This is a genomic window from Chitinophaga pinensis (assembly GCF_007896845.1).
GTDB classification, from domain to species: domain Bacteria; phylum Bacteroidota; class Bacteroidia; order Chitinophagales; family Chitinophagaceae; genus Chitinophaga; species Chitinophaga pinensis_C.
Map to the genome: position 1 here is coordinate 227519 of NZ_VOHS01000003.1, position 14072 is coordinate 241590.

General features: G+C 43.5%; 7 protein-coding genes. 2 read left to right on the top strand and 5 right to left on the bottom strand.

The window, feature by feature from the left end:
• Positions 1-8: 8 nt before the first annotated feature.
• From FEF09_RS04415 to FEF09_RS04430, 4 genes are all read right to left on the bottom strand, one after another.
• The gene (locus FEF09_RS04415; RefSeq protein ID WP_146303986.1) at positions 9-3044 is read right to left on the bottom strand and encodes a SusC/RagA family TonB-linked outer membrane protein; all 3036 of its coding nucleotides are present in this window, start codon (positions 3042-3044) and stop codon (positions 9-11) included.
• A gap of 216 nt (positions 3045-3260) precedes the next feature.
• On the bottom strand, positions 3261-3722 hold the full coding sequence (locus FEF09_RS04420) for a hypothetical protein (protein WP_146303987.1): 462 nt from the start codon (positions 3720-3722) through the stop codon (positions 3261-3263).
• Between the two features lie 226 nt (positions 3723-3948).
• Complete coding sequence (gene gyrB / locus FEF09_RS04425; RefSeq protein WP_146303988.1) at positions 3949-5928, bottom strand: DNA topoisomerase (ATP-hydrolyzing) subunit B; 1980 nt, start codon at positions 5926-5928, stop codon at positions 3949-3951.
• 127 nt (positions 5929-6055) lie between these two features.
• Positions 6056-7735 carry a hypothetical protein gene (locus tag FEF09_RS04430; RefSeq protein WP_146303989.1) on the bottom strand — a complete coding sequence of 560 codons (1680 nt, stop codon included), beginning with the start codon at positions 7733-7735 and terminating at the stop codon, positions 6056-6058.
• Positions 7736-7987: 252 nt separating this feature from the next.
• Here FEF09_RS04430 and FEF09_RS04435 point away from each other — a divergent pair, with 252 nt between their 5' ends.
• Positions 7988-8911: a helix-turn-helix domain-containing protein gene (locus FEF09_RS04435; RefSeq protein ID WP_186774190.1), complete on the top strand. Its 924-nt coding sequence runs from the start codon at positions 7988-7990 to the stop codon at positions 8909-8911.
• Between the two features lie 897 nt (positions 8912-9808).
• Here the strand turns inward: FEF09_RS04435 and FEF09_RS04440 are convergent.
• The gene (locus tag FEF09_RS04440; protein ID WP_146303990.1) at positions 9809-10273 is read right to left on the bottom strand and encodes a PepSY-like domain-containing protein; all 465 of its coding nucleotides are present in this window, start codon (positions 10271-10273) and stop codon (positions 9809-9811) included.
• 247 nt (positions 10274-10520) lie between these two features.
• Between FEF09_RS04440 and ileS the strand changes: the two genes are divergently transcribed.
• Positions 10521-14072 (top strand): isoleucine--tRNA ligase, encoded by a 3552-nt coding sequence (gene ileS / locus FEF09_RS04445; protein WP_146303991.1) that lies wholly within the window; start codon positions 10521-10523, stop codon positions 14070-14072.

Genomic DNA, 14072 nt, shown 5'->3' on the forward strand with positions numbered 1-14072 from the left:
GTAGTTTACTAGAACGTGAATTTTAATGTGCAGTCAAATGAACGGGCTGTCGGCGCGGAGAAAGTATAGACGCCCAATCCGCCATTACCGGCGCCCCATGAGTTTACCTCGGGGTCTCCACCGGTAAATGTTTTGTCTTTATGTATCCACAGATTCCGGCCTGTCAGTACGATAGAAGCATCTTTGAATGGAATGCGTCCTGTAGCGCCTTTTCTGAAAGTATAGGAAAGGCTCACGTTACGTAGTTTGATATAGGATGCATTCTGAATAAATGCTTCTGTAATACCACTGATCTGCTGGAAATACGCCTGTCCTGTCACTACCTGTTTATTAGGCGCATTGTTTGCATCACTGACGCCAGGTACGACTCTGTCCTCCCGCTTTTCTGTTTGTTTTGAGCTACCATAATAGAGCCCATATCCATCATCTGAGTTCAGTATATCACCGCCTTGTTTGGTGTCGAAAAAGAAGCTTAAATTGAATTGTTTGTAGCGGAACTGATTGGTGATACCTCCTATCCAGTCAGGAGTGATATTTCCTACTACGTCAAATTCGCCGGAGGCGTAAGGTAATCCCGCTTCATTGATGCGTAACTGCCCATCTGCTGTACGGGCATATTTCGTACCGAAGATCAATCCCCATGGCTCTCCTTTTTTGGCATAAATACTGCCGATACTCGTCTGATCCAGATCAGGACTGATTTCTTCTACTTGCTGTTTCAGTTTTGTGTAGTTGATGGTAACATCCCAGCTGAAGTCTTTGGTAACAACAGGTGTTAAATTCAATAATACTTCTACACCTTTGGTAGACATCTTCGCAGAGTTGATCGTTGTGCTGGCATAACCTGTAGAATTGGCCAGTGAGATGTTTTCAACAATACCCTGCGTCATACGTCTGTTAAAGTAAGAGGCTTCCAACCCGATCCTGCTTTTAAACATTTTCATTTCCAGTCCCAGTTCATACTCTTTCTGCAATTCGTTTTTCAGATTCGGGTTGCCTAGTGAAGAACTGATCAGGAAACCATTCTGGCCGTTATAAGGGAAAGTGAGATTGCTGCTGACGTCTCCATAAATGGTAGCCTGATAGTATGGAGTAGTGGTGGCATATGTTTTCACGTTGTCATTACCCACAGATGCGAAAGAGGCTCTTATTTTACCAAAATTGATCACTTCTTTCAGTTTGTCTTTGAATAATTCTGAAAAGATGAATCCACCTGCTACAGAGCCATAGGGGTAATATCTGTTTTCGGAAGATAATACAGAGCTACCATCATATCTTCCTGTCAGAGACAATACCAGCATGCGGTTGTAATCCACTTCTGCCTGCGCATAGAAGCCTGTTTTTCTTCTCAGATATTCTGTGCCGGTATAAGTGATGGAAGAAGCACTGGCCATGTTATAATAGCCCGGTTTTGCCAACCCCAGACCTAATGCTGTCATGAAGTCGCCGTGTTCTGAATAGACATTGTTACCTAACAGGAGACTGACATTTGTGTTGTTGAATTGTTGTCTCAGCTGAACAATGAAATCATGGTTAAACTGCCGGAAGTTTTTGTTGTTGTAATACGTCAATCCTGTCGCGTAAGTAATATCATTTGTATTGACGTGATAGGTCTGCTGATCGGTGTAGATATCTGCGCCGGCACGTTCAGTGACGGATAGCCATTCAAACGGTGTATATACAAAAGTAAATACCGGCAGGAATCTGTTGACAACAGTTGTATTCAATATATTGTCCAATACCCAGTAAGGATTATTACGGCTGTAACGATAGAGACGCTGTGAGCCATCTGGATTCAGTGCCGGTTTCAGATCATAAGATACAGGTGCTGTGAAGATCGTCCATAGTGGAGATTCCAGCCCGTATCCTTCCGGTACTTTTTTGTTGTTGGCGGTACTGTATGTCAACTGAAAAGTAGCGTTTAATTTATCTATGATCTGTGTGTTGTATTTGGTGAATACACTGTGACGTTTGTACGAAGTAACCGGAATAGTTCCCTTCTGATCAAAGTAGGAATAAGACATGAAATAATTGGATGTAGCACCACCACCTGATACACTGACTGTACTATTGGAAGTTACGCCTGTCCGGAAGAATTCTTCCAATGGGTTGTGTGGTTTTATTTTTTGTCCGTTCACCGTTAAGGTATCCATGCGCGGTCCCCATGAGGTACTGCTTTTCATGGTTTCTCCGTCATAGAATACGCCTTTATCGCCCTGTGCATAGAGGTATTGGCGATCAGGGAAAATGGTTCTTTCAAAAGATAAACCGGATGATAATGTCACCACTGGTTTGCGACCGGCAGCTCCTTTTTTGGTAGTAACCAGTACGACGCCGCGTGCACCGGCCGAACCGTATAAAGCGGTAGCGGCAGCACCTTTTAATACGTTAATACTTTCAATGGTAGCAGGGTCAATATCGGCCAGTCTGTTAGTACCTGAACCACCGTTATAGGTACCACCACTTTCGTCATTATTGATAGGTACACCATCCATAACAAACAATGCCTGATTTTCTCCTGAAATGGAGGTAATACCGCGGATGACTATACGTGCAGAACTACCCGGCATACCAGATGAGCTGGTGATCTGTACCCCTGCTACTTTTCCGGTTAGTGAGTTTAACACATTTGGTTCTTTTGCGCGTAATATTTCGTCACTTTTTACTTCCTGTGCACTGAATGTAAGATTCCTTTTTTCCTTCTTTACACCCAATGCGGTCACCACTACTTCATTCAGATCACTGGCGTTTTCTGTCAGTGTAATGTTGAAGTGTTGTTCACCACTGATAGGAATCTCCTTTAGGTTATATCCGACAGCGCGGATAATAAGTATTGCATTGGGGGATACTTCCAGTTTAAACGAGCCATCCTGCGCAGTAGTTGTCCCTTTTGAAGTGCCTTTGATGATGACGGAGGCGAAGCTGATCGGCTGCTTTTTTTCATCGGTCACCGTTCCATCTATTCCCCTTGTTTGTGCTATTGCTGAGGAATAGATCAGCAGTCCCGCAAGCAACGCCAGCAGGTGAAATACGTTTCTTTTCATACAACGAGATTAGATATTGGTTTTTGTGATTTCCCCTCTAAATAACTGATCCCGTCATCTGCGCAAATGACTTAAAATGACATGTACCCAAATGTAATATTGGAAGGGGGCTAACCTTTTTATGATTCTTGACTATCTATAGACGGATATTAACCAAAAAAAAGTCCCGCCTTGAAAGGCGGGACACGATGGAAAAAGATTTCAAAAAAACGATGATCAATTAATATTTACTTTAAACTTTCCGTCCGTTAATGGCTTTTCTGATTCACCATTGTTTAAAATGCCGTCGAATGTGCCTTCGGCATACTTACTATTTATGCTTGTAATTTTTATTGTCGCTGTTTTGCTTTCGTAGGTATCAGAACCAGATAAAGAAGAAGTGAAAATAACACTTGCCTTTTCAGTATTGGTATAAGTGCCTGTTTTCAGTGAATCAGGGAAGATCACAGTCATAATGATAGCACTGTTCAGATTACTGGTCAGTCCTTGTATCATTAACACCTTTTTACCTACCACAGTAGTGTCAAACACTTCACCGTATGCGGTATTAGCTGAGTAGGAAGCACCATCAAATTTGAATTCACAGGAACCAGATGCCAGTACAGCCTTATCTTTCTGGCAGGATGCGAAAGTGATAAGGCAAAGGCACAGGAATCCCAGCAGGGAATAGAGTTTCATAGGATAGGTAGTTTCTTCAGGTATAGTGATAAATAGGAGTGCAAATTAGCTACTTTCTAATAAATTAAATAAATTATTTATAAGTTTTTTAACAGGTATGATGCAATAAAATGAGAACTGGCTGGGAATGAGAGAGAAACAAAGCGGCGAAGAAATGGGTATAAAAAGTAAAAGCCCCGGTCTGCATTGACCAGGGCTTTTGTATTGTGAGTAAATACTTCAAATTTTATGCGTCAATCTTTGCATACTTCGCATGCGATTCGATGAATTCCCTTCTTGGTGGAACTTCATCTCCCATCAGCATACTGAATACGCGATCAGCTTCTGCCGCACTTTCAATCGTTACCTGTTTCAGGGTACGGTTGTCCGGGTTCATGGTAGTTTCCCACAGCTGTTCTGCGTTCATCTCACCAAGACCTTTATAACGCTGGATGGTTACGCTGTCTTCTTTACCGCCTGCGATCTTCGCGATTGCTGCTTTACGATCTTCTTCTGTCCATGCGTAGATCTGCTCCTTGCTCTTTTTAACAAGGTACAGTGGTGGTTGTGCGATGTACACATAACCCTGTTCAACCATTGCCTTCATATAACGGAAGATAAAGGTCAGGATCAGTGTTGCAATGTGACTACCATCCACGTCAGCATCCGTCATGATGATCAGCTTGTGATAGCGCAGTTTAGAGAGGTTGAGGGCTTTATCATCTTCTTCAGTACCGATGGTTACACCGAGTGCAGTAAAGATGTTTTTGATTTCCTCATTCTCGTATATCTTATGCTCCATGGCTTTCTCCACGTTCAGGATTTTACCTCTGAGTGGCAGGATCGCCTGGAAGCTACGGTTACGTCCCTGTTTAGCCGTACCACCTGCGGAGTCACCCTCTACCAGGTACAGTTCACATTTTTCAGGATCATTTTCAGAGCAGTCAGCCAGTTTACCGGGTAAGCCGCTTCCGCTCAGTACACTCTTACGTTGTACCATCTGGCGTGCCTTACGCGCGGCTTCACGCGCCTGTGCTGCCAGTACTACTTTATTGATAATGATCTTCGCCTCGCGTGGATGTTCTTCCAGATAAGCATCCAATACGGCTGCTACGGAGCTGTCCACAACCCCCATTACATCGGAGTTACCAAGTTTGGTCTTGGTCTGGCCTTCGAACTGTGGTTCTGGTACTTTTACGCTGATGATGGCGCTCAGACCTTCACGGAAGTCATCACCTGTTACTTCGATCTTGGTTTTTTCGAACATTTTGTTCTTATCACCATAGCTCTTGAAGATACGGGTAATAGCACGGCGGAAGCCTGCTACGTGTGTACCACCTTCGATCGTGTTGATGTTATTAACGTAGGAGAAGATATTCTCACTGAAAGAGTCGTTATAGATCACTGCTACTTCAACTGCCACGTTGCTGCTTGCATCGTGTGCTTCGATGAAGATAGGATCAGGCAGCAGACCATTACGACGGCCGTTACGATCCAGCATCTGTACGAATTCGATGATACCGCCTTCGCTGTAGAAAGTTTCAGTGATTGAATTACCTGCTTCGTCCTTTTCACGGTCGTCAGTCAGGGTGATTTTGATCTTACGGTTCAGATAAGCCAGTTCACGCAGACGGCCGGCAAGGATCTCACGATTGTAGATGGTTTCCTTGAAGATCTCGTTGTCTGGTTTAAAATGAACGGTCGTACCGGTTGATTCAGAGACACCGATCTCGCGAACCGCGTATTGCGGTACACCACGCTGGTATTCCTGCTCGAATAATTTTCCTTCGCGGCGAACGGTTACATGGAGTTTGTCACTGAGTGCGTTTACGCAGCTCACACCCACCCCGTGCAGACCACCGGATACTTTATATGTGTTTTTATCAAATTTACCACCAGCGTGTAACACTGTCATTACTACCTCCAGTGCGGAACGTCCTTCTTTAGGGTGCATGCCGGTTGGGATACCACGACCGTCATCTGTTACCAGTATGGAGTTATCTTCACAGATAGTTACACTGATATTTTTACAGTAACCGGCAAGGGCTTCATCGATGGAGTTGTCCACCACCTCATATACGAGGTGATGCAGCCCTTTGACACCAATGTCGCCGATATACATGGCCGGGCGCTTGCGCACCGCTTCCAGGCCTTCCAATACCTGTATGCTACCCGCATCATAGCCATTGCTGGCAGGGGTAGGTGCTTGCACTAATTCTTCGCTCATATTTGGGTGTAAAATGTGTTTAGATTTGAATCCTCGTGAATTGTGCAAAAATACGAAAAATGAGGCTTATTTCCATATTTAACACATGGTTTTTGAATCGTTGATATCCACATTTTGGCATCTTAAATCAGATAGGGGAATTTTCTCCCAGTGCAGTCTCTTTAATTCCCGTAAACAAGGTCTTCCAGACCAGATTAAAGAAGGACTTTGTAATATCCCTTTCATACCGGGGGTGCGCCAGGCGGGTTTCTCCCTTGTCCGGGTTGGCGTCTTTGATCACCAGTGCGTTGGCCAGAAAGCTCATCAGCCCCTTCTTTTTAAATTCGTGGGAACCGTCTTTTTTCTTTAAAATATTCACTTTCAGATTGCTGTAAAGGAATTTTACCTGTCCGGAAGCCCTTCTTTCATTGCCGGACATGCTGAAGGTAAGTTCCTGAATCTGGCAGGACTTGATTTCCACCATTCCCAAAGGTTTCAGCACAGGATTCAGTTCCCTGCCGTCCATGTCTTTCAGTTGCCCGGATACACCGAATGCACCGCTGCTGTCTTTCATAGAAAAGTCAAAATGCGCCCTCAGTTTGCCACTATTCATCAAAATGGCATTAATATCCGCAGTGATATGCGCATTTTTAGCCACCATGCTATCTATATTGGTGATATTCCGGAAGGTACCATGGACATGTTTGAAACTGAGTCTGCCGGCTTCTTCTGATTTAGGACTAATCTCCGTATAGGTCAGTTCAGTCTTCTTCCCGATCATTGTATCTATATATATAGGTACAGCCAGTCTTTTGAACAACTGGTTGGGGTATCCTCCCAGTTTGTTACCCGGACCGTCCGGTAGCTTCCTGTTATGATAAATATCCAGGTCGGCACTGCCAATGGTGAGTTTATTAGCCCATATTACCTGATTCTCCAACAGCATCCGTGGTTGTAATTGCGCCAGTTCGATATTGTTGAGTTTTACATCAAAGCGGTCACGTTGTGTTTTAGCCCTGATGTCGAATGCTGCTCTGGCATAGCGTGGTTCTACGGCAAACTGTCCGATCCTTAATGTCTGTTCCTCAGCACTATATACAACATCCTTTACATGCATCCAGTAGAGGCTATCCGGGGTGCGGTAGCGGTATTCTTTCAACCCGAACTCATAATTCCGGGCATACAGGAAACGCGTAGGATCTTCCAGAGCCATGGAGTCGATCAGGAAATCCTTTACCTGAATGCGCAGGTCTTCCAGATGCGTCATGACCAGTCCGCTGTCAGGCTTTATGACTGTGTATTTCAGATTAGTATGATCAAAGCGGAGATCACCCAGATAAAGCGACTTTATCTTAGAGGAGATGTTCTGATAGGCATTTTTAGGTGCAGATGTGTCCTTATTGGTAGTATTATACTCCATCAGGACGATCGGATTTTCAAAAACCAGTGATCCTGCGCTGAGTTCTTTTTTCATAAAATAGCGCCATACCCGGAAATAGCTCAGGGATATTCTGTCAGCGGTAAAACTGTAGATCAGCTTCGGCGCTTTTTGTTCCTGTTGTAGACGTTTATATACGTCCGGATCTCTGATCAGGCTTACTTTTTCGAGGCTGAGGCTACCTGTGATGGGGTTCAGGTTCATGTTTGCATAACGCAATGTATACAGACTGTCAGACATGTCCATGATGTATGACCGGAGCTGCCACTGAATCTGTCTGTTCCAGCGGTGTCCGATGTACCATGCGGCCCCCAGTATCAGTGCTATCAGCAACACGAAACTAAGAAGGATCTTTACCCATATATTCTTGAAAAAGGATCTTTTCTGCATTATATACAATATAAACGAAATTCATACCATTGTCCCTATACCGGGTAGTAGAAAATAGAAAGCGAGTGTGTTTTTTCTACTGCAAATAAAAAATATTGATGTTCATCAATAAATCATAAGTGGTTGTATTGTATTTGTTTATATTAATTGAGGCATCATTTTGAAGGGGTTGCTATTGTAACCTGAATGTCAAAACGTTTTTGAATAAATTTTGAATGCCTATTTTTGTGACGGATTTAACAAATGCAAGGCGTGAAAGAGGTACAGGATATATTAGCATTGGCTATCAGGCAGCCCGCGATGAGCGATCAGCTGCAGTTGGCAGAAAACGACGCCGTAGCGGTGCCGGACTGCCTCGACTTTACATTGCAACGGTTTACGTATGATCGTCCGTTGCCGGTAGAAGATATTGCCATGGTGGTATATCAACCTGCCAAGCGTGGTCAGACTGCTGCCATAGAGTTACGCTATTGCGTTGCTGGTAATAAATATTGCCAGAATCCGGGTTGTACGGATCAGGTATGTGCCGGTGGACATAAGGACAACTGTGTACAGAAGTCGCCGTCTATTGATATGATCACTGTAAGGTTCCAGCCTTCTTTCATACAATCTTTACAAAAAGGGTCTACCAACTCTACCCTTTTTGACATGCAGTCCCGCAAACCTTTTGTGAAGACGATTCAACCGAGCACTAAGTCCAAAGAGGTGCTGGAACAGATGGTACATCATAATTATGATGGTGCCCTGAAGAATATCTTCCTGCAAAGTAAGGCGCTGGAACTGTTACTGTTCAGCTCTGATCAGTTTGTACAGAATGATACGGATGACCGTTATGGTTGCCGTTTTCTGACACAGCTGGAAGACCGTGAAAAAATCGAAAAAGCAAGAGATATCTTACTGGAACAGCTGGATGCACCGATCACCATCCGTGATCTGGCCCGTCGTGTTGCGATGAACGAATGTTACCTGAAGAAAGGTTTCAAGGCGATGTACGGCACTACGATCTATGACTATTTCCAGAAAGAGCGTATGGAAAAGGCGAAAAGTCTGCTATATGAAAGAGGAATGTCTGTTTCTGAGGTGGCGATCCTGATGGGGTATTCCTGTATTTCGCATTTCTCCACTGCTTTTAAAAAGCACACTGGTCTGAAGCCATGTGAGCTTCTGCTGAGATAATAAGCATGCACAAAATATAATTGGAAGCCTGATCGGAAACGATCGGGCTTTTTTATTTTATATGATTGACATACAGTTTGTTGTGTTAAAGGTGGGCTGGTGGCGAATTGAGTGTCGCGTTTCTTTTCCCGATTTGATCATTACTTTTCCCGAATACAAAAACACTCCCCGGAATATTGGTGTTTCTTTGTATCACGATCGGCAGATATCTATCCCGATCTTCCTTATAAGCTTCCTTATCAGATTTGACCATGGAGAGAGCTTACTGGGCAAAAAAAGAGTAAAGCCATCGATTTTTGCACCTCATCAAACCAATTTTGACCTTTTGGAAAAGTGCATTTTTGTTCAGTAAGTTTTCTACCGTAATTACATAAAGCCGTCTCGTCTCACGAGACGGTTTTTGTTTTTGGACAGGGGTGTTATATATGTGCCCTTTCTTCTTACCACCATACATTTCCGGGGTGGAAAATTTTGTTTACCGATATTTACTCAGATGCCGTTTATATAATGCTTATCCTACGTTCATCCTACGTTCATGAACGTAGGATGAACGTAGGATAAGTATTATATAACAAATATCAGAACGGGGACAAGACAAAGATAAAGGTTAGTTGTGCTATCCGGATGCGTGGAAAGAGCGGAACGCAGATGGTGATCTATTGTACAGTCTGTAGAAAAAAATACGTAAGGATGGGTTTGGTTAACAAGAATTTATACTAAATTGAGTACTGTCTGAATTTCAGTCGTTCCGTCAGATAGTCTTTTAGTATGACATTCTGTGCTGCAAGGTGACAGGATGGGATACTGACACATCATAAAAAAAGAAAACCCCGCCCAAAAGAGCAGGGTCTGTCCTATTTATCCCTATACCTATGAAATACAAATTAATGTGGTTAATTATTCTGCAACGGTGCCACCTTCGTTCACTAACACAGATTTCTCTGTACCGTTGTCCTGAATATTAACCTTATAATATGCAGCTACGTCGGATCTTTCAATTTTCGAACCGTCCTTAATAGTGGCGGTAGGATATTTAGATCTCAGCGTAGAGGCCACCGCTTCAGGTAACCTGTCTGCTGCATAAGAACTACGGGTTGCTATCCACTTACCATCAGCATCATATTCGGCCGCAGTCTTTACATCTTCTTTAGTAAAGTTTGCTACCCAATGTCCGCTGTAGTTCTTTGCCCACTTCGCTTCTGTGCCTGAAAAGTTCTGCTGGAAAGCATCCTTAACAACAACAGGAGCTACTATCTCTTTTTTCGCAACTACCTTCTTTGTTTTTTTTGCTGATTTCTTTTGTGCAAAAGTTGTGCCGGAAGATATGAGTGCCACACAAATTATTAATACTAACTTTTTCATAAATAATCAGATATGGTTTTTCAATTGGGTTGAGTTTTTCAACTTATTCTTCCGTCGTAATTACCAAAACAATGCCAAAAAGTAATCAACGAACTAATGCCCGGTAAAAATACAAAAAAAAACCACAATTAAAAGCAAAACCATCTTTTTCGTGACACGGTCTCTTCAAGGCTGCTGTAAAATCCGTAACTTTGCAGAATTTTAATCAACATATTTTTAATAACGTCAAAGGGCGGAGAATTGTTTTATGGCCAGCAAATATCAGGAATATAATCAGCTGAATTTACCGCAGATAGAGAAGGATATATTGGCGCACTGGGAAGAAATCCAGGCATTCGAGAAAAGCGTATCCATTCGCGAAGGCGCCACTCCTTTCGTATTTTATGAAGGTCCGCCTAGTGCGAACGGTATGCCTGGTATTCACCACGTGATTTCCCGTACCCTGAAAGATCTGGTTTGCCGTTACAAAACAATGAACGGTTTTCAGGTAAAACGTAAAGGAGGCTGGGATACACACGGTTTACCTGTGGAACTGGGTGTAGAAAAAATGCTCGGTATTACCAAGGAAGCGATCGGTAAAACAATTTCCATTGAGGACTATAATAAGGCCTGCCGCACAGAAGTATTAAAATTCAAAGATAAATGGGATGACCTGACCCGTAAGATGGGATATTGGGTTGACCTGAAATCTCCTTACATCACTTTCGACAACAATTATATTGAAAGTCTGTGGTGGTGTCTGAGCGAACTGTATAAGAAGAATCTGTTATATAAGAGCGTTAGTATCCAGCCTTATTCTCCGGCTGCAGGTACTGGTCTGAGTTCACATGAACTGAACATGCCGGGTTGCTACAAAGAAGTAAAAGATACTACTGTAGTAGCTATGTTTAAAGCGATCGAAGCTGACAACTCTGCATTTCTGTTTGAAGCAGCAAGAAAAATTGCTGCGGATGCTGAAGTGTTCTTCATGGCATGGACCACTACCCCATGGACACTCCCATCCAATCTGGGTCTGACCGTAGGTGCTAACATTGAATATACCCTCGTACGCACTTTTAACCCATATACTCATCTGCCACAGTTTGTGGTAATGGCGAAAGATCTGCTGGGTAAATATTTCAAACAGGAAGGTGAAGACGGCGATTTTGCTGCTTATAACGAAGGTGATAAGATCATCCCATGGCAGATACTGTCTGTGTTCAAAGGAAGTCAGCTGGAAAATATCCGCTATGAGCAGTTGCTGCCATATGTCCAGCCAGAGTCTGGTGATCCGTTCCGTGTACTGTTGGGCGATTTCGTGACAACAGAAGATGGTACAGGTATCGTACATACTGCTCCTGCTTTTGGTGCGGATGACTATCGTGTAGGACAGAAATATGACATCGGTATATTGACTCTGGTAGATCGTCAGGGTAAGTTTCTGGATGAAGTAGGTGAATTTGGTGGTCGTTATGTAAAGAATTATAAGAGCGATCCGGAGTATAAAGACGTAGATGTTGATATCTCTGTAAAACTGAAGAAAGAGAACCGTGCTTTCAAAGTAGAGAAATACGAACATACTTATCCTCATTGCTGGCGTACAGATAAACCGGTATTATACTACCCGTTGGATGCCTGGTTCATCCGTACGACTGCTGCGAAGGAGAAAATGGTGGAACTGAACAAGACCATCAACTGGAAACCAGCTACTACTGGTACAGGCCGTTTTGGTAACTGGCTGGAGAACATGGTAGATTGGAACCTGAGCCGTAGCCGTTTCTGGGGTACGCCGCTGCCGGTGTGGAGGACAGTTGCTGTGAAGGAAGATAGTCCGGAAGGAGCTGTACAGAAATGTCTGGGTGCTAAGAATGAATTATTGGGTGCACTGCTGTTTGTGAAGAAAGATGAATTTAAGGCAGATGTATTGAATGCGGATAGTGAGCTGAACAAACGTATCACAGCTCATAATGCACAGTACGTTGGTAAGAGCAAGGAAGAACAGGAGCTGTACACTATTAATATAGAGAAGGTTCAGGCAAAAATTCAGAAAGAGGAGATCACGCTGGTTGATGTAGCATTGGCTAATTTTTACCTGACAGATCTGGTAAGTGGTTATTGCGTAGCGATCACTGAAGAAACATTAGCAGATATCGATCTGCATAAACCAATGGTGGACAATCTGATCTTCGATCATGAAGGTCAGTTGATGTATCGTGAGCCGGATCTGGTGGATGTTTGGTTTGACAGTGGTGCGATGCCTTATGCACAGTGGCACTATCCATTTGACAACAAAGAGGAATTTGCGAAGAGCTTCCCGGCTGATTTCATCGCGGAAGGTGTTGACCAGACACGTGGTTGGTTCTATACCCTGCATGCGCTTGGAACGATGCTGTTTGACAATGTAGCCTACAAAACGGTTGTATCGAATGGTCTTGTGCTTGACAAGAATGGTGTTAAGATGAGTAAGAGACTGGGTAATATTGTGGATCCGTTCGCTACATTGGAACAATTTGGGGCGGACGCAACACGCTGGTACCTTGTCACCAACGCGTCTCCGTGGGATAGCATGAAATTTGATATTGATGGGATTCGTGAGGTACAACGTAAATTGTTCTCCACCCTGTACAACACGTACAATTTCTTTGCGATGTATGCGAACCTGGACAAATTCACGTTCAGCGAAGCATATGTTCCACTGGAAGAACGCCCGGAGATAGACCGCTGGATTATATCCCTGCTGAATACGCTGGTGAAAGACGTAACAGGTTATTTTGATGATTACGAGCCTACCCAGGCGGGAAGGGCGATACAGTCCTTCGTTGATGAGCATCTGAGCAACTGGTATGTGCGTCTGTGCCGTCGCCGTTTCTGGAAAGGTGAGTACGCTCAGGACAAGATTTCTGCTTATCAGACCTTGTACGAGTGTCTTGAAACATTGGCCCGTTTGATGGCGCCGGTGTCACCGTTCTTTGCAGATTGGTTATTTGGCAACCTGAACAAGGTAAGTGGTCGCCATGCAGAAGCATCTGTTCATCATATGCTTTTCCCTTCAGCGGTGTCAACAGCGATTGATGCGGATCTTGAAGAAAGGATGCAGCTTGCGCAGGATATTTCCTCGCTTGTGCTGTCACTTAGAAAGAAGGTAAATATTAAGGTACGTCAGCCGTTACAGAAGATACTGATACCAGTACAAAACCTCCATATTAAAGAACAGATTGAAAAAATTCAAGATCTGATAAAAAGTGAGGTGAATGTGAAAGGTATTGACTATCTTACGGAAACGGAAGGTTTTATCAAGAAAAAGATCAAGCCAAACTATAAATCCCTGGGTGGTAAAATGGGGGCAAAGATGAAGGCTGTTGCAGCCGCTATCAGTGCATTCTCAGCTGCCGATATTGCATCCCTCGAACGTAACGGAGAATTTATCCTTCAGGTTGAAGATGAACAACTGCCTATACAGTTATCTGACGTAGAGATCATCTCAGAAGATATTCCCGGTTGGACCGTAGCTAATAAGGGCGCACTTACAGTGGCGCTCGATATTACTATTACACCAGAGCTGCTGGATGAGGGCAATGCCCGTGAATTAGTCAACCGTATTCAGAAGATCAGGAAGGATAATGACTTCGAACTGACTGACAGAATACAGGTAAAAGTGGCAGTAATCGACAGCTTGAAATCGGCGATTATTAACTATAATGACTATATTTGCACGGAAATTTTGGCAGATAGTTTGGAATTAGTGCCGGAATTACAGGATGGAATTGAAATAGAAGTAAATGATTTGACATTCAACGTATTAGTTAACAAAAAAAGCTAA

Coding starts and splice junctions, on each gene's coding strand:
- FEF09_RS04420 (WP_146303987.1), bottom strand. CDS start 3,722: ATGAAACTCTATTCCCTGCTGGGATTCCTGTGCCTTTGCCTTATCACT.
- ileS (WP_146303991.1), top strand. CDS start 10,521: ATGGCCAGCAAATATCAGGAATATAATCAGCTGAATTTACCGCAGATA.
- FEF09_RS04415 (WP_146303986.1), bottom strand. CDS start 3,044: ATGAAAAGAAACGTATTTCACCTGCTGGCGTTGCTTGCGGGACTGCTG.
- FEF09_RS04430 (WP_146303989.1), bottom strand. CDS start 7,735: ATGCAGAAAAGATCCTTTTTCAAGAATATATGGGTAAAGATCCTTCTT.
- gyrB (WP_146303988.1), bottom strand. CDS start 5,928: ATGAGCGAAGAATTAGTGCAAGCACCTACCCCTGCCAGCAATGGCTAT.
- FEF09_RS04440 (WP_146303990.1), bottom strand. CDS start 10,273: ATGAAAAAGTTAGTATTAATAATTTGTGTGGCACTCATATCTTCCGGC.